The organism is Nocardiopsis gilva YIM 90087 (assembly GCF_002263495.1).
GTDB classification, from domain to species: Bacteria; Actinomycetota; Actinomycetes; order Streptosporangiales; family Streptosporangiaceae; genus Nocardiopsis_C; species Nocardiopsis_C gilva.
In genome coordinates this window covers 2,872,392-2,893,807 of the sequence record NZ_CP022753.1, presented here as the reverse complement: position 1 = coordinate 2,893,807, position 21,416 = coordinate 2,872,392, and the positions used below count along the sequence as shown (strand labels likewise).

At 70.2% G+C, this 21,416-nt stretch carries 16 protein-coding genes and 3 pseudogenes; 5 read left to right on the top strand and 14 right to left on the bottom strand.

Annotated elements, in window-relative coordinates; translation table 11 throughout:
* Positions 1-89: 89 nt before the first annotated feature.
* From CDO52_RS13310 to CDO52_RS13300, 3 genes and pseudogenes are all read right to left on the bottom strand, one after another.
* Positions 90-1,235, bottom strand: a pseudogene (locus CDO52_RS13310) (lactate 2-monooxygenase); the annotation flags it as partial.
* A gap of 54 nt (positions 1,236-1,289) precedes the next feature.
* Positions 1,290-2,942 carry an FAD-binding dehydrogenase gene (locus CDO52_RS13305; RefSeq protein ID WP_017616744.1) on the bottom strand — a complete coding sequence of 551 codons (1,653 nt, stop codon included), beginning with the start codon at positions 2,940-2,942 and terminating at the stop codon, positions 1,290-1,292.
* Positions 2,943-2,970: 28 nt separating this feature from the next.
* Complete coding sequence (locus CDO52_RS13300) at positions 2,971-3,780, bottom strand: SDR family oxidoreductase (RefSeq protein ID WP_094932413.1); 810 nt, start codon at positions 3,778-3,780, stop codon at positions 2,971-2,973.
* 236 nt (positions 3,781-4,016) lie between these two features.
* Between CDO52_RS13300 and CDO52_RS13295 the strand changes: the two genes are divergently transcribed.
* Positions 4,017-4,628: a TetR/AcrR family transcriptional regulator gene (locus CDO52_RS13295; protein ID WP_017616746.1), complete on the top strand. Its 612-nt coding sequence runs from the start codon at positions 4,017-4,019 to the stop codon at positions 4,626-4,628.
* Positions 4,629-4,781: 153 nt separating this feature from the next.
* Here the strand turns inward: CDO52_RS13295 and CDO52_RS13290 are convergent, their stop codons facing one another.
* Both CDO52_RS13290 and CDO52_RS13285 read right to left on the bottom strand, forming a co-directional pair.
* On the bottom strand, positions 4,782-4,988 hold the full coding sequence (locus CDO52_RS13290; protein WP_017616747.1) for a hypothetical protein: 207 nt from the start codon (positions 4,986-4,988) through the stop codon (positions 4,782-4,784).
* 92 nt (positions 4,989-5,080) lie between these two features.
* Positions 5,081-5,554, bottom strand: coding sequence for a VOC family protein (locus tag CDO52_RS13285; protein WP_017616748.1), 474 nt, complete (start codon positions 5,552-5,554; stop codon positions 5,081-5,083).
* A 142-nt stretch (positions 5,555-5,696) separates the two neighbouring features.
* Between CDO52_RS13285 and CDO52_RS13280 the strand changes: the two genes are divergently transcribed.
* Positions 5,697-9,293 carry an NACHT domain-containing protein gene (locus tag CDO52_RS13280; RefSeq protein ID WP_094932412.1) on the top strand — a complete coding sequence of 1,199 codons (3,597 nt, stop codon included), beginning with the start codon at positions 5,697-5,699 and terminating at the stop codon, positions 9,291-9,293.
* On the opposite strand, the gene CDO52_RS13275 is transcribed toward CDO52_RS13280, so the two are convergent.
* Positions 9,203-9,976 carry an SIR2 family NAD-dependent protein deacylase gene (locus CDO52_RS13275; protein ID WP_017616750.1) on the bottom strand — a complete coding sequence of 258 codons (774 nt, stop codon included), beginning with the start codon at positions 9,974-9,976 and terminating at the stop codon, positions 9,203-9,205. The two genes, CDO52_RS13280 and CDO52_RS13275, sit on opposite strands and share 91 nt — an antisense overlap.
* A 390-nt stretch (positions 9,977-10,366) precedes the next feature.
* Here CDO52_RS13275 and CDO52_RS13270 point away from each other — a divergent pair.
* Positions 10,367-11,244: pseudogene (locus CDO52_RS13270) on the top strand (sulfotransferase).
* 113 nt (positions 11,245-11,357) lie between these two features.
* Here the strand turns inward: CDO52_RS13270 and CDO52_RS13265 are convergent.
* The 5 genes and pseudogenes from CDO52_RS13265 to CDO52_RS13250 form a co-directional block, all read right to left on the bottom strand.
* On the bottom strand, positions 11,358-12,092 hold the full coding sequence (locus tag CDO52_RS13265; protein ID WP_017616752.1) for an alpha/beta hydrolase family protein: 735 nt from the start codon (positions 12,090-12,092) through the stop codon (positions 11,358-11,360).
* Between the two features lie 186 nt (positions 12,093-12,278).
* The gene (locus CDO52_RS13260; RefSeq protein ID WP_017616753.1) at positions 12,279-14,660 is read right to left on the bottom strand and encodes a bifunctional salicylyl-CoA 5-hydroxylase/oxidoreductase; all 2,382 of its coding nucleotides are present in this window, start codon (positions 14,658-14,660) and stop codon (positions 12,279-12,281) included.
* Positions 14,661-14,669: 9 nt separating this feature from the next.
* Positions 14,670-16,307, bottom strand: coding sequence for an AMP-binding protein (locus tag CDO52_RS13255; RefSeq protein WP_094932411.1), 1,638 nt, complete (start codon positions 16,305-16,307; stop codon positions 14,670-14,672).
* 25 nt (positions 16,308-16,332) lie between these two features.
* Positions 16,333-16,521 (bottom strand): acyl-CoA dehydrogenase family protein, encoded by a 189-nt coding sequence (locus tag CDO52_RS29465; RefSeq protein WP_394340791.1) that lies wholly within the window; start codon positions 16,519-16,521, stop codon positions 16,333-16,335.
* 172 nt (positions 16,522-16,693) lie between these two features.
* Positions 16,694-17,677 (bottom strand): annotated as a pseudogene (locus tag CDO52_RS13250) (acyl-CoA dehydrogenase family protein); the annotation flags it as partial.
* Between the two features lie 212 nt (positions 17,678-17,889).
* Between CDO52_RS13250 and CDO52_RS13245 the strand changes: the two are divergent.
* Both CDO52_RS13245 and CDO52_RS13240 read left to right on the top strand, forming a co-directional pair.
* Entirely contained in the window at positions 17,890-18,342 is a 453-nt protein-coding gene (locus CDO52_RS13245) for an ankyrin repeat domain-containing protein (protein ID WP_198345850.1), read from the top strand.
* Positions 18,308-19,231 carry a PaaX family transcriptional regulator gene (locus tag CDO52_RS13240; protein ID WP_232524451.1) on the top strand — a complete coding sequence of 308 codons (924 nt, stop codon included), beginning with the start codon at positions 18,308-18,310 and terminating at the stop codon, positions 19,229-19,231. Before CDO52_RS13245 ends, CDO52_RS13240 begins: the two co-directional genes overlap by 35 nt.
* Positions 19,232-19,285: 54 nt before the next feature.
* Here the strand turns inward: CDO52_RS13240 and CDO52_RS13235 are convergent, their stop codons facing one another.
* The 3 genes from CDO52_RS13235 to CDO52_RS13225 are packed head-to-tail and all read right to left on the bottom strand — an operon-like array spanning position 19,286 to position 21,363.
* Positions 19,286-19,753 carry a RidA family protein gene (locus CDO52_RS13235; RefSeq protein ID WP_198345849.1) on the bottom strand — a complete coding sequence of 156 codons (468 nt, stop codon included), beginning with the start codon at positions 19,751-19,753 and terminating at the stop codon, positions 19,286-19,288.
* Positions 19,754-20,581 (bottom strand): enoyl-CoA hydratase family protein, encoded by an 828-nt coding sequence (locus tag CDO52_RS13230; RefSeq protein ID WP_017616758.1) that lies wholly within the window; start codon positions 20,579-20,581, stop codon positions 19,754-19,756.
* Positions 20,578-21,363: an SDR family NAD(P)-dependent oxidoreductase gene (locus CDO52_RS13225; protein WP_017616759.1), complete on the bottom strand. Its 786-nt coding sequence runs from the start codon at positions 21,361-21,363 to the stop codon at positions 20,578-20,580. The genes CDO52_RS13230 and CDO52_RS13225 overlap by 4 nt, the downstream gene beginning before the upstream one ends.
* Between the last annotated feature and the right edge of the window lie 53 nt (positions 21,364-21,416).

Below are 21,416 nucleotides of genomic sequence, written 5' to 3'. Positions count from 1 at the left end.
CCCATCGGCCTCCTACCGTTCGCGGTCGGGGGCCTTTGACAAGGATCCGCGCCATCCCGCCCTCAGCTCCCCGGGGCCCTCATGAGGGAGCCCTGGCTCAGTTCGGCGGGGGTGCGGTATCCGGCGAGTCCCAACGTCAGGTCGAGGTCGGCCAGCACGCCCCGCAGGACATCCCGCACCCCCTCCTCGCCGCCGTGGGCGAGCCCGTAGACATAGGGGCGCCCCAGCAGCACCGCACGCGCGCCGAGCGCCAGCGCCTTGACCACGTCGGATGCGGAGCGGATGCCGGAGTCGAACAGCACCTCGATCCGGTCGCCCACGGCCTCCACGATCAGCGGCAGGGCATCCAGCGACGCAATGGCCCCGTCGACCTGGCGGCCGCCGTGGTTGGAGACGACGATGCCGTCCATGCCGGCGTCCGCTGCCCGGCGCGCGTCGTCGGCGTGCAGGATTCCTTTGAGCACGATCGGGCCGTCCCAGAGCTGCCGCAGAAGGGACAGTCGGCCCCAGCTCTTGTCGGTTCCGGTAAACATCGGCACCCAGCGCTGCACCGCCCCGGCCAGGTCTTCTTCGGGTGGGCGGTCCAGCAGGGCGCGGAAGGCGGGGTCCGAGAAGGGAATGGCTGTTCCCACGCCTCGGACGAACGGCACGTAGGCGTTGTCGAGGTCGCGCGGCCGCCAGGCCAGCGTCCACGTGTCCAGGGTGACCACGAGCGTGGTGAAGCCCGCGTCGCGGGCGCGGCGGAGGATGCTGGCGGTCACGTCGTCGTCATTGGGCCAGTACAGCTGGAACCACCGCGGCCCACCGCCGCAGGCGTCGGCCACGTCCTCGATGGTGTGCGATGCGGCCGTGGACAGCACGCTGGGCACCCCCAGCCCGGCCGCCGCCCGCGCCGTGGCGAGCTCGCCGTCCGGGTGGACGATGGACTGCACCCCCACGGGAGCGAGCAGCACCGGAGCGGGCAGGTCTTCGCCGAAGAGGGAGGTCCTCAGGTCGCGCGTCGTCGCGTCGGTGAGCATCCGGGGCACGATCCGCCACTGGCCGAACGCGTCCGCGTTCGCCCGCGCGGTGGAACCGGTGCCGGCATTGCCCGCCACGTACCCGAACGCCCACGGTTCGAGGAGGGCGCCCGCCGCGTCCTCCAGCGCGGCCGGGTCGGTTGTGATCTTCGGGGTGCGCCCTTCCAGCCCCTGCGCGTAGATCTCGCTCTGGAAGGCAGCGAACGATGTGCCCATTGGTCCTCCTTCAACGCTTCGCCATAGGTGCTTGCACGTGCCGGGGGGAAGCGTTCAGCCGAGATCGCGCGCGATGGCGCGGCCGGCGGTCCGTCCGGAGAAGATGCAGCCTCCCAGGAAGGTCCCTTCCAGGGCGTTGTAGCCGTGGACACCGCCGCCGCCGAACCCGGCGGCCTCGCCCGCCGCGAACAGGCCGTCAAAGGGGCTTCCGTCGGGGCGGACGACCTGCGAGTCGAGGTTGGTCTCCACACCACCCAGGGTCTTGCGGGTGAGTAGCCGCAACCGCACCGCGATGAGGGGGCCGTGCCGCGGATCGAGGATCCGGTGCGGCTTCGCGATACGGACAATGCGGTCGCTGAGGAACCGCCGTGCCGTGTGGATGGCGGCGGTCTGCAGGTCCTTGCCGTAGCTGTTGCCGAACTGGCGATCACGTGCGACAACCTCCCGCCTGACCTGCTCGTGGTCCAGCAGTGGTGTCCCGGTGACGGCGTTCATCCCGTCGACCAGCTCCCGGAGGCTGCCGCGGACCACGAAGTCCTCACCGTGCCGCAGGAACTCCCGGATCGGTCCGGGAACGCCCCCGCCTACGCGGCCCAGCGACGCCGTGAGGCTCTTGCTCGTGAAGTCGGGGTTCTGCTCGGAGCCGGAGAGCGCGAACTCCTTCTCGATGATCGACCGGTTCAGCACGTACCAGGTGTGGCCGTATCCCGTGCCGAGGATGTGCCGGAACGTGCCCAGCGTGTCGAAGCCGGGGAAGTACGGGGCCGGGAGCCGGTGGCCGGTGGCGTCCAGCCACAGCGACGACGGCCCGGGGATGATCCTGATCGCGTGGTTCGGCCAGATCGGGTTCCAGTTGGCGATGCCCTCGGTGTAGTGCCACATGCGGTCGCTGTTGACGATGTTCCCGCCGGCGGCTTCGGTGATCGCCAGCATCCGCCCGTCGACGTGGGCGGGGACACCGGTGAGCATGGGCTCCGGCGGCCTACCGAGCGAGCTGGGCCAGTTCTTCTCGACGAGGCCGGGGTTTCCGCCGATGCCGCCCGAGGTGACAACCACCGCCTGGGCGCGGAACTCGAAGTCGCCCACGGGTGTGCGCGAGGACTGCACGCCCCGCGGTGCCGTCGACGGCTCCAGCACAGTCCCGCGGACCCCCTGGGCGGCGCCGTCGGCCACCAGCACCTCGTCCACCTGGTGGCGGTACCGGAACGAGACCTGGCCGGCGCGGGCGGCCTCCAGAACTCGGTCGGCGAACACGCGGACCACTTCGGGCCCGGTTCCCCAGGTCATGTGGAAGCGCGGGACGGAGTTGCCGTGGCCGGACGCGGTGCCGCTGCCCCGCTCGGCCCACCCCACCGTGGGGAGGACCCGCAACCCGAGGTCGTGGAGATACGCCCACTTCTCCCCGGCGGCGAACTCGACGTAGGAGCGGGCCCACTGCCGCGGCCAGTGGTCGTCGCGCTCCCGATCGAAGCGGGCCGAGTCGAACCAGTCCTGCAGCGCCAGCTCGTAGGAGTCGTTGATCCCCAGGCGCCGCTGCGCCGGACTGTCGACGAAGAACAGCCCGCCCAGGGACCAGAACGCCTGCCCGCCCAGGTTGTCGGCGTTCTCCTGATCCACGACGAGCACCGTGCGCCCGGCCCGCACCAGCTCGTAGGTGGCCACCAGGCCGGCCAGGCCCGCACCGACCACGATGACGTCCGCATCCATCCTGCTGCCCCCGTTCGACTGAATTTCTCTAGAGCCCGTAGCGGCGGGAGACCAGCCGCTCGGCCGTCCGCCGCGGCAGCAGCCGCTGCAGCGCGAAAACGAGGGGCGCGTTGCTGCCGACGGCGTAGAGCGGCTTCGGCTGCCGCGCCTCGACGGCCTTCACGATCGTCTGGGCGACCCTGGCCGGCGGTGTTCCGGCGGCCTCACCGGCATCCAGCGACTCCGCGACCCGGAAATAGCGGTCAGCGTAGGGGGAAGGGTCGGCGATGAAGCGGTCGCGGCGGGAACTGATGCCGGTGTTGATCTGCCCCGGCTCGACCACGGTGCAGGCCACGCCGAACGGTTCGAGCTCCTTGCGGGCGGCGAGGGCGAATCCCTTCAGCGCCGCCTTCGATGCGACATAGCTGGAGCGGAAGGCCATCGGGAAGCTCGCCTGCATCGAGCCCACCATCACCACCCGCCCGTACCCCCGCTCGCGCATCCCCGGCAGCAGCAGCTGCGTGAGCCGGACCGGACCGAGCACGTTGGACGCGAACTGCTGCTCCAAGACCGCCGGCGGCAGTTCCTCGAAGGGGGCGAGCTGACTCTGGCCGGCGTTGTTGACCAGCACATCGACCGCGCCGGCGCGTTCCGCGCAGCTCGCCACGCTGTCCGGGTCGGTGAGGTCCAGGGGGAGGTAGCGCACTCCCGGTACCTGCTGGTCGACGCGCAGGCTTTCCGGATCCCGGCAGGTACCCAGCACCCGGTAGCCCCGCTCGGCCAGGAGGGCGGCGGTCGCGCGCCCAATCCCCGACGACGCACCGGTCACCAGGGCAACCCCAGCTCCTGACCTGCTCATCTCCGCCCCCGCATCGAAAGGATGCATAACTGCATCGGATACAACACTGTATGCTCGATCACCCGGACGCGCCAGTATGGGTGGCCCACATCACAGTGAGGTGTGCCGGGTCGGCGCGGGCGAACGGTCCCAGGGCGCGGACTATCGCCGTTCAACCGGATACAGCAGCACATCGGATACGGTCTCGTATGATGGGCGGTTGCGGAAGTCAACGTGCCGACCAGCAGGGGGAACCGGTGCCCAAGGGCCCCACGAAGCGCCGTCCGCGGACGCTGGCCAAGCTGCTCGACGCTGCCCTCGAGGTCTTCGCGGACCGCAGCTTCTACGGCGCCTCCATCGAGGAGATCTGCGACCGCGCGGGCTACACCCGGGGCGCGTTCTACTCCAACTTCACCAGCAAGGAAGAACTGTTCCTGGCCCTGTTCGACCGGCACAGCCAGCAGACACTCGAAGGGCTGGCCGAAGCCGTGACCCGGGCGGAGAACGCCGCGGATCCAGTCATGGAGCTGGCCGAGTGGGCTGGCGCGCAGGCGCCCGCCGAGCGCAGATGGCAGCTGGTCTCGACCGAGTTCTCTCTACTCGCCGCGCGCGCCCCGGAGACCGCCGCCCGACTGGCGCAGTACGAGGCCGAGGTGCGCGCTGGGATCGTACGGCTGCTCGAGCTGCTGTTCCGGCACATGGGCATCCAGCCGCAGGTCGACCTGGAACTGGTGGCACGGCTCGCCATCGCGGTCCGGGAAGGCGGGATCCTGCAGTCCCTCGTGGAACCCGACGCCCTGCCCGCAGGCGAGCTGGAGCGGCAGTTCTTCCCCCTGCTCCTGCGAGCCGTCGCAGCGCAACAGGAGTGAACCGGGCCCCGCGTACCTGGGCATACCCGGCGTTCCGGCGGAGAGGACGGGAGCGCACCACCGACCGCGGTCCGCACTGATGGAGAGGGGCGTGCCGACGACGCCCGTCGTGGCACGCCGGGGGACGGCCGGGATGTCCGCTGGTCCGCAGCGTCAGCGGACGACCCGATCGAGTTCACGGCGCTGGGCGTCGGTGTCGGGCGCCGTCAGCAGGACGGGGCCGCGGCCCGCGGTGTCCTTGCGGACGGCGACGAAAGTGGAGGCACCGTGCTCCTGGAAGATCAGGCGGATCAGGAAGTCGGGGAAGTCCTCGCGGAGGCGCCGGAGCTCCTCACTGGCATTGATCAGGTACCCGGTCACGGCGGATCACCTGTCCGTAGCGGAGTCCGGGGTTCGTGCCGACCGCCTGTAGCTGTCCTCCCTCCACTACCCCCTGATGCCCCCTGGGCCTCCTACCGGTCGCGGCCGGGGGCTTTTGACATGGCACAGGCAGCAGGCCCCTCCGCCCTCCGGGTCCGCTTGAACTCGTAGTCTCCGCTGTCGCCCGCGGCGGCGAGTTCCTCGTCGCTGCGCTCGATGCAGAACTCGTTGCCCTCGGGATCGGTCAGGACCACGAAACCCTTGCCGTCATCCGTCCGGAAATCGGACAAGAACGTGGCGCCGATCCCAAGGATCCGCGCCATCTCGCCGTCCCGGGTGTTGCCGTTGGGCCCGAGGTCGAGGTGGATTCGGTTCTTCACCGTCTTACCTTCTGGCACGCGCAAAAACAGCAACCCCGGTTGCCCGTCCGGGGTCTCGATGAACGCTTCCTCGTCCCCGGATTCACATTCCGGGTGAAGCGGCTCGCCGATCACCTGGCTCCAGAATTTCGCAAGCTCATAGGGGTCGGCACAGTCGATGGTCACCTTGCGGATGGGCGACGGCACTGTGGTCCTCCGGTGTGATGGCTCGATTGTCGGAGCATCCTCTCATAGTGGTCATGAAGGGAGCGGATTTGAGGCTCCGGCGCTCCCCGTACTTGAATAGGGCGCGCCGCCCCAAACGGACCATGTGAGAGGCCCATCCTCGATGGCGAAAAGGCTCAGCTACGCCGACGCACTGAAGATCCTGGGCAAGGACGACTCCGCCGTCCTGGACTTCGCCGAACAGGCCGCCGACGGAGCACTGAGTGTGGTCGGCATCCCGGATCTCTTCGGCGCCGGAGGCGCGGTCGTCAAACACGGCCGCAAACTGCTGACGTCGGTTCGGGAGCGCATTAACGGCGTCGGGAGGCTGGACCGCACACAGCGCATCACAGCGGCACACACCGTCCTGGTGATCGTCGCCTACTTCGAGGCGGTGGAGGAATGCCTCGCGGAACAGGACTCTCCGCTCACTCTGAACGACCTGGAACTGACTGCAGACGAGCAAGTGCGGCTGGCCGGAGTCTCGGAGGACCTACTGGATGGCCAGCACGTGCCATTCCCCGAGGCGCACGGCGAGTTCGAGATCAATCAGCTTCTGTTGGAGGAGTTCTACGATCTGAGCCTCCGATCGGCCCTGTACCAGTTCCTCACCGGGCTCGCCTGTTGGGAGGCGCTATCGACGACCGATAAGGGCCGTCTCGCGAGGATCCTGCATACGTGCGTCCCCGGGCGTGCTCTGCGCCGCTATGCCGAGGGCTACCGACAGCTCGCGGTGGACGTGCCCGAATTCGGTGTGTGGAGCATGATGCGGGAGCATCAGCGCACCCGAGCCCGCCTGGACACCGGCCTGGCCGGGCTGCGCGACCTGCTCGCCGACATGACGACGGGAGCCACACCCGGCAAGCAGTGCGCCGCGCTCTCCCGCCGCTACGCCAAGGCGTTGGAGCGTCCGGTGCTGGCCGCCGACGACGCCCCTGCCGACTTCACCCTGCCCAGCCTCGGCAAGGCCTACATCAACCCACGCGGGCGCGTGGGGCGGGCCGTGGCGAACAGCCAGCCGTCCACCGAGGAGTGGGTCAACGACCACCCCGTCATCGACGATCTGCAGGGCGTGATCGCCGGTACCCTGACCGGCCCATCGGCGGTCACCCACCCGATCGTCGTCCTCGGCCAACCGGGTTCCGGCAAGTCCAAGCTCACCCAGGTACTGGCCGCCCGGCTCCCGGCCGCCGACTTCCTGCCGGTCCTCGTGGAGCTGCGCTCCGTGACGGCTGACGCCCCGCTTCAGGACCAGATCGAGGAGGGCATCTACGCGACGATCGGCGAGCGCGTGTCCTGGCCCGACCTGGTCCGTTCCGCGGGTGACGCGCTACCGGTGGTCATCCTGGACGGATTCGACGAACTGCTGCAGGCCACCGGCGCCAGCCAGTCCGACTATCTGGAACAGGTCCGCCTGTTCCAGGAACGCGAGGCGGAGCTCGACCGCCCCACCGCCGTCATCGTGACCACGCGCACGGCGGTCGCCAACCGGGCGCGAATTCCCGACGGGTCGCTCATCGTGCGGTTGGAACCGTTCGACGACCATCAGATCGACCGGATGATCGAGGTCTGGAACCACGCGAACCAGGACGCGCTGGAGCGCCGCGGACTGCGGCGCCTGTCGGCCCAGACGGTGCTCCGCTACCGGGATCTCGCCGAGCAGCCGCTTCTGCTCATGATGCTGCTGATCTATGACGCCGACGAGAACGCGCTCCAGCGGACGGATACCGAGGGTGCGGCCATGTCCGACGGACGTGCTTATTCCGGATCGTCAGTCCCGCCACCCGCCAGTAGTTCCAGAGACCAGATTGCCCCCGGCAACCCGTACTCATCGGGCGGCGGCCCGACCCCACCCGGACGCGTAGAGGCAGGCGCGGGGTCCAAGGGCGAACTCTATGAACAGCTCCTCACGTCCTTCGCCCGCCGTGAAGTGCGGAAGCATCAGCCGCATCTCGACGATGGCGGTATGGAGCACGCGGTCGACCTCGAACTGCGTCGGCTGGAGATCGTGGCCGTGGCGATGTTCACCCGCCGTCGGCAGACGGTGACAGCAGATGAACTCAACTCCGACCTGTCGGTTCTCATCCCCGAGATGCATGTGGATGCGCGCGGTACCGACCTGAGCGGTTCGGTCAGCGACGCGCACCAGGTCTTCGGGCGCTTCTTCTTCGTGCACGAATCCCAGGCCCAGCGCGACGCCCGCACCGACAGCGTCTACGAATTCCTGCACTCCACTTTCGGTGAGTTTCTGGTCGCACGGCATGTCACGGCGACGCTGCACGATCTCGTCATCGATCGGGCCAACGCCCGGCGCCGCCGCTTCTCCACTCCGCTGGACGATGGCCTGCTGTACGCGATCACCTCGTTCGCCGCACTCTCCGGCCGCCAGGCGATCGTCGAATTCCTCGGCGACATCTTCGAGCGGCGGTTCGCGCAGGAGCCCGAGGAGCGGACGGAGTACCGCTCACTCCTCCTCGAACTCTTCCATGAGGCGCCGTTCCCCCAGCCCAATCGGTCGTTTACCGACTACGCGCCGGTCCGCCTGCCCATCGTCACCCGGCAGTCGACCTACACGGCCAACCTCGTCCTGCTTCTCGTTCTCGGCGGAACGAAGATCGCCGCCGCCGAGCTCTTCCCGGATTCCCAGAACCCGTGGAAGGACTGGCGTGTGGTGGCCAACCAGTGGCGGGGAATCGTCGACCACGAATGGCACGGACTGGTGGACGTCATCCGGGTCCGGCATGACTACACATGGAGGGGAGAGGGATCGACCCACCTCGAACTCGAACGCGGAGATGACGTGAACGTCGGTGAATGCATCGGATTCGAGATCAAGGCGAACCCGTTCAAGGGCTCTGCCGCGGTCACCGATCCCTATCGGATCACCCTCGCATTCGAGGGTGTGACATCGAGTCTGCTACGCGCCGCAGCGTTGCGCGCCAATGGAACGGCCGCGCGTACCTTCCTGATGCTCGGACCGTACCTGACCCACGTGTCGTCCGACATGCTGACGTGGTACACGGAATTCGACGCTTCCCAGGACGACGCGGTCTGGGGGGAGCTGCACGATGTCATGGAGCTGCGTCTCGCGCCACTCGGCGACGGCAGTGAAGAACGACTGCGACGGTATTCGCGACTGCTCGACACCCGGTGGCTCGGCCGCCTGGAGCTCCTCGTGCTCCGGCAGGCGGCCGAAGACCTCCGAATCGGCCGGGCCTCAGGCACCGATCCGTCGTACATGGCGGACCTGTCGTCGGAGGTCTGGTCGTACCTCGGCAGAGTCCGCAAGGTGGTGTACGGAAAGCGGCTGTCGCCGAAGGCGGTTCGACCCGTCCTCGACGCCCTGGAGCCTTTCTTCTCCGAGTTCTTGGATGAGCTGAGCCACGCCCCGCAGCAGGTCTTCGAGGGAATCCTGGGCCTCGCCGAAGCGAACAGCCCATCGGAGCCGGATCCCGAATGGCACTACACCTCCTCCTCCGGAGCTTCCGGTCCGGGCGCGCCGCCGAGCAGGGAAGCCCCAGCGGATCGCGCGCCTCTGACCGGCCCCGGAGGACCAGCGCCGGAGATCTTCCGTCGTCGGGAGCTCCCACCCGCCACAGAACAGCGCCGGATGACGCGGTCCCGCCGCGGTCAGGGCCGCTGCGCCAGCGACTCCTTCACCAGCTCGGGCAGGACCTCGCCGATAGGTTCGCGCAGCACCGCCGCCGCGACCTCGTCATAGGGGGTGGGGTCGGCGTTGATGACGATCAGCCGGGCGCCGTGCTCCAGGGCGAGGTCGCACAGCCCCGCCACCGGGTGCACCGTGAGCGAGGTGCCCACAGCGACGAAGACCTCGCAGTCCTCCGTGGCCGCGACGGCGGCCTCCAGTACCTCGGCCCTCAGCCGCTGGCCGAACGAGATGGTGTCCGCCTTCTGGATACCGCCGCACTTCCGGCAGTGCGGGTCGGACTCCTCGTCCAGTCGGGCCAGCACCTCCGGGCTTGGCGTGCGCAGGCCACATGACATGCACACGACCCAGTGAATGGTCCCGTGCACCTCGATCACGCGCCGGGGGTCGATGCCCGCGGCCTGGTGCAGGCCGTCGACGTTCTGGGTGACGAGCGCGCGCAGCCGCCCGGCGCGATCGAGCTCGGTCAGGGCGTAGTGCGCCGCGTTCGGACTCGCCGTCCAGGCGGGATGCGCCCGCCGCATGAGCCACACCTCCCGCCGGACGTTGACATCGGCCATGTAGGTGTCGATGTCGAACATCGCGGCCGCCGCGGGGTTCGCGGTCCATACGCCGTTCGGGCCACGGAAGTCCGGGATGCCGGAGTCGGTGGAGATCCCCGCGCCGGTGAGCACGGTGACCTGGTCGGTCTCCGCCAGCAGCGCTGAGACCTCGGTGGTGCGGGAGATGGAGGGCATGGACGGATCCTCAGTGGTCTCATTCACACGATGTCCGCCCATTGTGGCAGCGCTGTTACGGCCTTCAACCGTCCGGCCCCTCGGTTAGGACGCCAGGAGTCGCGATCGGTTACGGACGGTCCTTCCCTGAGCTTGGTGAATGTGTTACCTGCCAGAGACCCGCCAAGGCTGCCGGACCGACCGCCCGGACGCGGCGGAACGCGGTACGCTCACGTCACACCGGCTGGGAGTAGGTGCCACTGATCCGCCGCAGACCCAGCCGCGTCACCCCGGGGGACGCAACTCGGGACGGTGATCCCCGCGCGGCTGTCGGAATTGACCGCATTCTCCGGCAATAAGAGGGCCGGATGGACCGAAGTCCGTCAAACGATGTCAAAATCTACATACATCATGAAGCAGCCGTCCTACATCCTCGTCGTCAACGGGACGAAGGTCCACCGCCCGGTCTTCGTCCTCGGCGCCCCGCACTCAGGCGTGAATCTGATCGCCAGGGCGCTGCGCCGCGCGCCCGGCTTCCATGTCGGCGGCGGCGACACCGGCGTGCTCAACGCGATCTACGCGGTCGCCCGCCGCCCCTCCGTCGTCGAAGAGCGCGCCTCGGGCACGGCCAGCCTGCTGCGCGACGCGTTCGCCGAATCCTGGCAGCTGACCCGCTCACCTGTCCGCTCTGCCCCCCGGGCCGGGTGGCGGCGCGCGAGTCGGCCGATCCATGCCGGCACGCCAGACGGGTAACCCGCTTCGGCGACGCCAGCCCGGACCTGCTCTACAGCGCGACGGCCCTCAACGCCGCGTTCAGTGACGCCGTGTTCGTGCAGATCATCCGCGACGGCCGGGACGTCGTCGCCGACATGCTCGACGACGAGCAGTCGCTGGCCTGGTTCCGCCCCAGCATGGCCAATCTGGACCATGAGCTGCCCAACCCGTTCTTCGGGATCGAGACCCAGCAGGAACGCGAGGAGTACCCGAACCAGTCGGTCGCGGCCAAGTGCGCGATGCGCTGGCGGGGTGCGGTGCGGCTGTCGGCCCAGCTGCGCGGGATGCTCGGTGCCGACCGGCTGATGACGCTGCGCTACGAGGACATGTTCGGGGGCGAGGTCGAGACCGCGGAACGGCTCCGCGAGGTCACGGGGGCACGGGTGTCGGCCGTGGAGCTGGTGCGGACCGACGCCTCCGGGATCGGGTCATGGCGCAACCGCCTCACCGGCGACCAGCGCAAGGACGTGCGGTCGATTGCGCACGCCGAGCTGTCCCGGCTCGGCTACACCTGATCCGCTCATTCACCCCTCCCCTCCCCTCCCCGTTGATCTCGGGAAAGTCAACCTGTCACCGACGAGTATTCGGTCGATATTCCCGAGACCAACGGGAGGGGTGCCTGGGGTGATCACAAGTCGCCCAGGTGCTCCTGAACGGTCTCCCAGGACTCATGCGCGGGGTCGATGACGTCGAAGTGGTCCGCGTCAAGGAGTTCGATGTAGTCGACGCGGTCTCCGGCAGCCCTGGCAGCCTTCACGTACGCGCGGCTTTGCTCGACCGGAACGCGGTCGTCGCGCTTGCCGTGCACGATGAGCTGTACGGTGCCGATCGGGATACGGCGCAGTGGCGAGGAGTCCTCGACCAGCTCGTCTGCCGGGTCGGGGCCGAGGAAGGCGCTGACGGCACCCTCGCCGAGGCCCGCGTGCAGGCTCGTCCGAAGGTCGGTGACGGGCGCCAGTCCGACGACTATCGTCAGCGGTGACCCGAGGGCGGCCATCAGACTCAGGTGCCCTCCGGCGGAGTGGCCGAACGCGACGACGCGGGAGGGGTCGCCTGGTTCTGCACCGTCCGCGAGCCGCACTTTGAGTAGGTCCAGGGCGGTGCGGACGTCGTCCAGTGTCCGGGGCCACCCACCGCCGTCGTCGCCGGTCCGGCGGTACTCGATGTTCCACACGAGCCATCCGGCCTCGGCGAGGTCGGCGGCGAGCGGTTCCATCAGCCGGGCGTCGTACCGGTCGCGCCACCATCCGCCGTGCAGCAGCACCGCGACGGGAAAGGGGGCGTCCGCGTCGGTGTCGGGCTGGCGGACGTGGATCACCTGGCTGGGGTGCGTCCCGTAGCAGAGCGTAGCTGTCACCGGCATGGGTGCGCCCCTTTCCTCAGTTCTCACAGATGTGAGCCGACGCTGGATCCGACGGTAGCGCCCGAATATCCGCCCCCGCCAGAGTGGAATGTCCGCCGAAAGGGAGATCGAGCAGGGCGCCGCGGGTCCGGCGGACGCGCAGGCGCCGTCCGACACGGCCGACCGGCGACGGGGAATCGAGCGGTGTCACGCCTCCGCACTGCGCTGCGGGCGCCATCGGCGGTGGGCGGTGTCCGGGCCGCCGTCCCCGCGCACCAGCTCCAGGCGGGGGCGGGGACCGTCCGTGCGCCCGGTCTGCGGCCGACGGGAGCCCGCCTGGAAGGGAACCGGCCAGGTCACGCCGGGCCCGGAGTAGCCCTGCTCGGCGGCGGCGTGCAGGGTCCAGCTCGGGTCGTACAGGTGGGGCCGGCCCAGCGCGCACAGGTCGGTCCGGCCGGCCAGGATGAGCGAGTTGACGTCGTCGTAGGAGGAGATCGCGCCGACGGCGATCGTCGGGATCCCGGTCTCGCTGCGGATCCGGTCGGCGAACGGGGTCTGGTAGCTGCGCCCGTAGGCCGGTTCCTCGTCCGGGGTGACCTGGCCGGTCGAGACGTCGATGGCGTCGGCCCCGGCGTCGGCGAAGGCGCGCGCGATGGTGACCGCGTCGTCGGCCGTGGTTCCGCCGTCGACCCAGTCGGTGGCGGAGATGCGCACGGTCATCGGCTTGTCGTCGGGCCAGGCGGCGCGTACGGCCGCGAACACCTCCAGGGGGAAGCGCAGCCGTGCCGCCAGATCCCCGCCGTAGGCGTCGGTGCGCCGGTTGGTGAGGGGCGAGAGGAAGCTGGAGAGCAGGTAGCCGTGCGCGCAGTGCACTTCCAGCAGGTCGAATCCGGCGCGGTCGGCGGCGCGGGCCGACGCGACGAACTCGTCGCGGATCGCGTCGAGCTCGGCCGCGGTGAGTTCGCGCGGCACCTGGTTGACGCCGGGCCGGTAGGCCAGCGGCGAGGGGGCCACGACCGGCCAGTTCCCCTCCTCCAGGGGCTCGTCGATGCCCTCCCACATCACCCGTGTCGAGCCCTTGCGCCCGGAGTGGCCGAGCTGGATGCCGATAGCGGCGTCGGTGTGGCGGTGGACGAAGTCGGTGACGCGGCTCCATGCGGCCTCGTGTTCGGCGGCGTACAGCCCGGCGCATGCGGGGGTGATCCGGCCTGCGGCGGAGACGCAGACCATCTCGGTCATCACCAGCGCGGCACCGCCCAGCGCCTTGGAGCCGAGATGGACGAGGTGAAAGTCGCCGGGGGTGCCGTCCGTCGCGGAGTACATGTCCATGGCGGAGACGACGACCCGGTTCTTCAGCTCCAGGCCGCGCAGCCGGAACGGATAGAACATGGGCGGCCGGTGTGCGGACGAGGGCAAGGGCGCGGTCGGGGACTGGGTGGCGCCGAACCACGCGTCGACGTCGGCGACGAAGTCGGGGTCGCGCATGCGGAGGTTGTCGTAGGTGACCCGGCGGCTGCGCGTGAGCAGGTTGAACGCGAACGGGCGCGGTTCCTGGGCGGTGTGCCGCTCGATGTCCTCGAACCACTCCAGGCTGGCCTGGGCGGCGCGCTGGGTGCTGGCGACGACGGGGCGCCGCTCCTCCTCGTAGGCGGCCAGGGCCTCGCGGACGCCCTCGTGCTCGTGGAGGGAGGCGGCGAGCGCGAGGGCGTCCTCCATGGCGAGCTTGGTGCCCGACCCGATCGAGAAGTGGGCGGTGTGGGCGGCGTCGCCGAGCAGGACCACATTGCCGCGGCGCCAGGTGTCGGTGCGCACGGTGGTGAACGCGAGCCACCGCGAGTTGTTGGGGATGAGGCGGTGGCCGCGGCCGAGGACGTCGGCGAAGAGCTTTTCGCAGGCGTCGACGGCGTCGTGGTCGCTCTCGCCGGGACGCAGGTCGGGGCGGTCGGTGAAGCCGGCGGCGCGCCACACGCGTTCGTGCATCTCCACGATGAAGGTGCTGGCGTCGGCCGAGTAGGGGTAGCCATGCACCTGCATGATCCCGTGCGGCGTGTCCACGATGTGGAAGTTGAACGCGTCGAACACGAGGTCGGTGCCGAGCCACATGTACTTGCAGTGGCGGTGGTCGAGGCGTTCGCCGAAGTCCGGGGCGTGGGTGCGGCGGGTGGTGCTGTTGGCGCCGTCGGCTGCGACGACGAGGTCGTGGGTGGCGGCGAGGTCGGTGGCGGGTGGCGCGGTGGTGCGGAAGTGCAGCGTGACGCCGAGGTCGGCGCAGCGGTCGCGGAGGATCCGCAGCAGCCGCCTGCGGTCGATGGCGGAGAACCCGTGGCCCCCGGAGGTGATGACCCGGCCCCGGTAGTGGATGTCGATGTCGTCCCAGCACGCGAACTCGGCACTGAGGGCCGCATACACCGCGGGGTCGGCGTGTTCGATCCCGCCGAGGGTCTCGTCGGAGAGCACGACGCCGAAGCCGAAGGTGTCGTCGGGCGCGTTGCGCTCGTAGACGGTCACCTCGTGGGCGGGATCGAGCCGTTTCATCAGCGCGGCGAAGTACAGGCCCCCGGGGCCGCCGCCGATGCAGGCGATGCGCATGGAAGCCGCTCACCCCTCCCTCAGTTTGAATCGCTGCAACTTGCCGGTCGGGGTGCGTGGGAGCGTTCGGGTGAACTCCACGGCCCGTGGCGCTTTGTAGGGGGCGATCTCGGTGGTGACGAACCGCTTGAGCTCGTCGGCCGTGTCCTCGGTCGCGGGGACGCCGTCCTGGGGGACGACGAACGCCTTGACGATCTGGCCGCGATCGGGGTCGGGGATGCCGACAACGGCCACCTCCGCGACCTGCGGCGCGCGCATCAGCACCTCTTCGACCTCGATGGCGGCGATGTTGTATCCGGCCGAGACGATCATGTCGTCGGAGCGGGACCGGTACCAGAAGTAGCCGTCGGCGTCGCGGACGTAGGTGTCGCCGGTGATGTTCCAGCCGTCGCGGACGTAGCGGCGCTGGCGGTCGTCGGCGAGGTAGCGGCAGCCCACGGGGCCGCGTACGGCGAGGCGGCCGGGCTGTCCGTCGGGCACGGGGTCGCCTTTGCCGTCGAGGATGGCGGCGGTGAAGCCGGGGACGGGGATGCCGGTGGAGCCGGGGCGGATGTCGTCGTCGGCCGCGGAGATGAAGATGTGCAGCATCTCAGTGGCGCCGATGCCGTCGATGAGTCGGATACCGGTGGCGTCGAGCCAGGCCTTCCACGTGGCGGCGGGGAGGTGTTCGCCCGCCGAGACGCAGCGGCGCAGCGAGGACAGGTTCGCATCCGCGGCCCGGCCGAGCATGGCGCGGTAGGCGGTGGGAGCGGTGAAGACGACGGTGGCGTGGTCCTCTTCGATCGCGCGCAGGAGGCGGTCGGGGCCGGCCTTCTCCAGCAGCAGGGTGGAGGCTCCGGCGCGCAGCGGGAAGACGAGCAGGCCGCCCAGGCCGAAGGTGAAGGCGAACGGGGGGCTTCCGACGAACAGGTCATCGGTGTGCGGGCGGAGCACGTGCGCGGAGAAGGTGTCGGCGATGGCCAGAACGTCGCGGTGGAAGTGCACGCACCCCTTGGGGCGGCCGGTGGTGCCGGAGGTGTAGGCGATGAGGGCGACGTCGTCGGCCGCGGCCGGGAAGGCGGGGAACGGCGTGCCGGGCGCGGCGGCGACGCGTGCGGTGAGGTCGTCGGGGCGGCCGGAGCCGTAGGGGGTGATGCCGGTGCGGACGGGCAGGTCGGGTGCGGCGCGGTCGACGGCGGTTTCGAGGTCGTCGGTGAACCGGGCGTCGCACAGCGCGTGGGAGATCCGGGCGGAGCGCAGGATGTCGGTGAGCTCTCCGCTGCGCAGGGCCGGAAGGACGGTGACGACGATGCCCCCGGCCTTGAGGATGGCCAGCCAGCAGGCGGCCAACCAGGGTGAGTTGGGGCCGCGCAGCAGGACCCGGTTGCCGGGGCGCACGCCGAGTTCGTCGGTCAGGACGCGCGCCGCGCGGTCGACCAGCCACCGCAGTTCCCCGTACGTCCAGGACTCGCGTTCTCCGCGGATGCAGGGGCGTTCGGTGCCGTGGCGCTCGATGGTGCGGTCCAGGAGCTCCTCGGCGCAGTTCATCCGGTCGGGGTAGCGGAGTTCGGGGAGGGAGAAGTGGAGGTGGGGCCACTGGTCGGGCGGGGGGAGGTGGTCGCGGGCGAAGGTGTCGGTGTAGGCGGACGGTGAGAGGGTCGGCTCCATCGCGGATCTCCTGGTCCGGTGCGGGTCAGCGATACAGCTCCCGCGCGATGATGGTGCGCTGGACTTCGGAGGCTCCCTCGTAGATGCGCGGGGCGCGCACCTCGCGGTAGAGCTCCTCCAGCGGGTGGCCGCGTCGCAAAGCGCGTGCGCCGTGCAGCTGGACGGCGGCGTCGACGACGTACTGGGCGGCCTCGGTGGCGTACAGCTTCGCCATGGCCGCGCGTGCGGTGAGCGAGAGGTCGTGGTCCGGGGCGGGGGGCGACCCGTCCGCTGTGCTCGTGGGGCCGGGGATTCGACGTGTGCGCCGTGCTCGGGGCGGGGGCAGGGGCATCGCTGGCGTCGCGGGCGGTGGCGGCGGCGTAGACGAGCAGCCGGGCGGCCTCGGTGCGGGTGGCCATCTCGGCGAGGGTGTGCGCGACGCTCTGCATGTCCTTGAGCGGACCGCCGAAGGCGGTGCGGTGGGCGGCGTGGTCGCGCGCGAGGTCGAGGGCGGCCTGCGCCATGCCGACGGCGAACGCGCCGACGCTGGGGCGGAACAGGTCGAGGGTGCGCATGGCGACGCGGAAGCCCTGCCCGGGGGCGCCGAGAAGGTCGTCGCGCGTGACGGGGACCCCGTCGAACGTGAGGTGTCCCAGCGCGTGCGGGGCGATCATGTCGAGCGGTTCGCCGGAGAGCCCGGGACGGTCGGCGGGAACGAGGAACGCGGAGACGCCCCGTGCCCCGGCGTCCGGGCCGGTGCGGGCGAACACGGTGTAGATGTCGGCGTCGGGAGCGTTGGAGATCCAGGTCTTCTCACCGGTGAGGCGCCACCGGCCCGCCTCCGCGCCCGACCCTGGTTCCGGTTCGGCGGCCAGGCGCAGCGCGGCGGCATCGGACCCGGCGTCCGGCTCACTGAGCGCGAACGCCGCGATGGCGTCGCCGGTCGCGACCTTCGGGATCCAGTCGGCGATCTGCTGCTCGGTTCCGGACTGGACGATGGGGGTGGCGCCGAGTCCCTGCAGTGCCAGTGTGGTCTCGGCCGCGGTGCTGACCTGCGCCAATGTCTCGCGGAGCAGGCACAGCTCGACCGCCGACGCCGAGCGCGGCGGCCGCCCGTCGGCGGCCCCGGGAAAAAGGGGATGGAGCAGCCCCGAGCGGCCGAGACGGTACAGCAGGTCGCGGTCGACCCGGCCCGTGTGTGCGGGAGACCCCGACGCGAGGCCGATCGAGTGAGCGGAGTCGTCGAGCCCCCTGGCCGTAGGCCCAATCGGCTCGGCGGCGGAGGAACGAGGAGACCGAGCGCGGGAGGACACTGCACGGATCTCACGCTCGGCGGTTTCCCGCACCCACGCGGCGAACCTGCGGTGGTCGGGGCTGAGCGTGAACGCCATGACGTCCCCTTCCGGAGGTTTCCGGCGGTGCGGGCTCGATTTGACCTAGAGTCGAATATACCGATTGCGTGACGACCGTCAACACTTCAGCACTTCCCACGTCCTTCCCACCTCGCTGTGGGGCGCCGCGCGCAGGGGAGGTCGTCACACAGGGCTGCGGTGACGCGGATAACCGTTGGAAGGCGCGTGTGGGCGGGTGATGGAATGCCGCCGTGAATCGCTACTGGACACCGGCCCATGAGGCGGTCGAGCACGAGGACACGGAGACCCTGGCCCGGCTCCTGGCCGACGGCGCCGATCCCGACGAGGTATTCGAGGACATGACGCTGCTGACCCATGCGATCGATACCGAGGGGGACGGCGCCATGCAGACCCGGGAACCGTTGACCGTGCACACCACGGCGGTGCTGCTGGCCTTCGGCGCCGATCCGCAGCGCGGACCCCGACGGCGACACCCCCATGGATCTCGCCCGGAGATACCGGCACGATCCGGCGGTGAAGCTGCTGCGACAGCACATCAGGTGGCGCAGGGGCGACAGCGATTGAGCCCGGGAAACGGGCTGTTCACATCGAGTGGGACGGCACGCGGAGCGCTGCGGGCATGCCGCCCTGTCGCGATATCGTGCATGTGTGACGACGACATCCGGAACGACATATCGGGCTGAACTCGCAGAACACCCGCAGGAGCGGCAGAACCGTCGGCCCCGCTCGCTGATCGTGTCGTTCTTCGGCACCTATGCCCGCGAGATCGGCGGATGGGTCCCGGTCGCGGGGCTCATCCCGCTCATGACCGGGCTGGACGTGGACGCGCCCGGGGTCCGTTCGGCCGTCTCCCGGCTGAAGCGGCGCGGCCTGCTGGCCTCTGAGCGTGTCGGCGGGGTGGCCGGGTACCGGCTCTCCCCGGAGGGCCTGGCCATGTTCGACGAAGGGGATCGGCGGATCTTCGATCGGCGGGTGGCCAGCCTCGCCGACGGCTGGGTGCTCGTGGTGTTCTCGATCCCCGAGTCCGAGCGTCACAAGCGCCACCTGCTGCGCTCACGGCTGGGCCGACTGGGGTTCGGGACGACGGCGGCCGGGGTGTGGATCGCCCCCGCCCACCTCACCGACGACGCCCGGCACACCATCGCCGATCTGGGCATGGAGTCCTACGTCCAGCTCTTCCACAGCCATCACCTGGGCTTCGGTGAGCTCGCGTCGACCGTGGCGCAGTGGTGGGACCTGGACGCCCTCCAGGAGATGTACCGGGGCTTTCTCGACGCCCACGCCCCGGTGTTGGACCGATGGCGGCGGCACGACCGCGAGGCCACGCGCACGTCGGCGGAGGAGCACGCGGAGACGGCAGGGGCAGGGCCGGAGGGCGCCGCCGCGTTCGCCGACCACCTGCGGGCCGTGGACGCCTGGCGGCACCTGCCCTACCTCGACCCCGGTCTACCGCCGGACCTGCTGCCCGACCCCTGGGCGGGCCGCAGAGCGGCCGACGTCTTCTTCGCACTCCACGAGCTTCTCCGCGGCCCCGCCCTGGAGCACGTGCGCGCGGCGACCGGACAGCCCTGAGCGGATACAGCGGACACGGACGGGCGCGGGGCCCACTCCTGCGCCCGCATCCGCTCAGCGGTCGGGGATCACGGCGGTGCCCAGCAGCTCGATCTTCGCCTCGGGATCGAACAGGCCGCTGACGCCGAACAGTGCCATCGCCGGGTAGTGGCGGCCCAGATGGCGCCGGTAGGCCGCGCCGAGCGGCTTGAGGTTCTCCCGATAGGCGGCGACATCGGTGGTGTAGACGTTCAGGGCGACCAGGTGCCCCGGCTCGGCTCCGGCGGCGCGCATGGCCTCCAGTAGGTTGGCGAGCGCCTGGTCGAACTGCTCGACGACTCCCGGGCCGATGATCGCGCCGTCGGGGCGCTGCGCGGTCTGCCCGGCCAGGTGAACGGTGCGCCCCGGGCCGGAGACGACGGCGTGCGCGAAGCCCACCGGCGCGGCGAGCGTGGACGGGTTGACGATGCGGTGCGGCGTGCCGTGGCCGCCGCTCGGCGCCGCCTCCGCGGATCGGCGCGCGGCGTCGCTCACTCCACTCATCTACCGGCCCTTCCATTGCGGGTCGCGCTTGCCGGTGAACGCCGCGTGGAACTCGGCGTAGTCTTCGCTCTTCATCAGCAGCGCCTGGGTCATAGCTTCCAGCTCGATGGCGCCGGAGAGGTTCATGTCCAGCTCCCGGGAGAGCAGGGCCTTGGTCTGCGCATAGCCGAACGCGGGGCCGCCCGCCAACCGCTCGGCCAGTGCGGTGACCGACGCGTCCAGGTCGTCATCCTCCACCAACTCGCTGACCAGGCCGTACCGGTCGGCCTCGGCCGCGCCTACGGTGTCGCCGAGCATCAGCAGCTTGGTCGCGTGCCCGAGCCCGACGACGCGGGGTAGCAGGTAGGCGGCGCCCATATCCGCCCCGGACAGGCCGACCTTGGTGAACAGGAAGGCGAATCGGGCCGAGCGCGCGACGACGCGGAAGTCCGCCGCCAGGGCCAGGACGGCACCCGCACCGGCAGCGATCCCGTGAACGGAGGCGATGACCGGGACCGGGCACTCGCGCATCGCCTTGACGACCTCACCCGTCATGCGAGTGAAGGCGAGGAGGTCGTCGGGGTCCATCTTCAATGTCTCCCCGATGATCTCGTTGACGTCTCCGCCGGAGCAGAAGCCGCGCCCCTCGCCGCGGAGCACCAGCACCCGCGTATCGTCCCGGTGCGGGATCTCGGTCAGCAGGTCGCGGAGGTCGGCGTAGACGTCGAACGTGAGGGCGTTGATCTTGTCCGGGCGCGTGAACGTCACCGTGGTGACGCCCCCGTCGTTCGTCAGGTCGAAGTGGTCCCACGAGTCCGTCAGTGGGGCGGACGCACGAAACGGGCTCACGACTGGATACCTCCTCCGTCGAGGACAAGGGACTGGCCGTTGACGCAGGCGGCCGCGTCGGAGACGAAGTAGCCGACGGCCGCCGCGACCTCCTCCGGTTCCACCAGGCGGCCCAACGGCCCGGAGTCGGTTAGAGCCTGCTGCGCGGCCTCCGGCGTGCGGCCGGTGCGCTCGGCGATGCGCTGGACCGAGCGCTCGGTCATGGGTGTGCGCACGAAGGAGGGGCAGACGGCGTTGCTGGTGACGCCGGTACCGGCGACCTCGGCCGCCACCACGCGGGCGAGGCCGAGCATGGCGTGTTTGGACGCCGTATAGGCGGCGGTGTAGGGGGTTCCGGCGCGGGCGGCGGTGGAGGCGATGAACACGACGCGGCCGCGGTCGCGTTCCCGCATGCCGGGAATGACCTGGCGGGTGAGCAGGAACGCCGATGTGGCGTTGGCGGCGAGATGGTCGTGCCAGGAGCGAAGCGTGGTGTCGTGCAGCGGGGCGCTTTCGGCGGTGCCGGCATTGTTCACCAGGACGGAGACGGGCCCCAGAGCAGAGAGCACACGATCGGTCTCCGTCTCGTCGGTGACGTCGCAGACGACCCCGCGCACCGGCGGGTGGTCGGAGGCACCGGCGTCCGCAGCGCGGACGGTCATGGCCTCAAGCTCCCGGAGTCGCCGGGGACTGCGCCCAAGGGCGACGACCTCATACCCGCGCTGGACCAGCTCCCGGCACAGGGCGCGGCCGATGCCGCCGCCCCCGCCGGATATCACGGCGAGACGGGCGGAGGTCTCCATGCGCGGCACGCTATCACGCACATGTGACCTTCGTCAGCAGATCGTCATAGAAC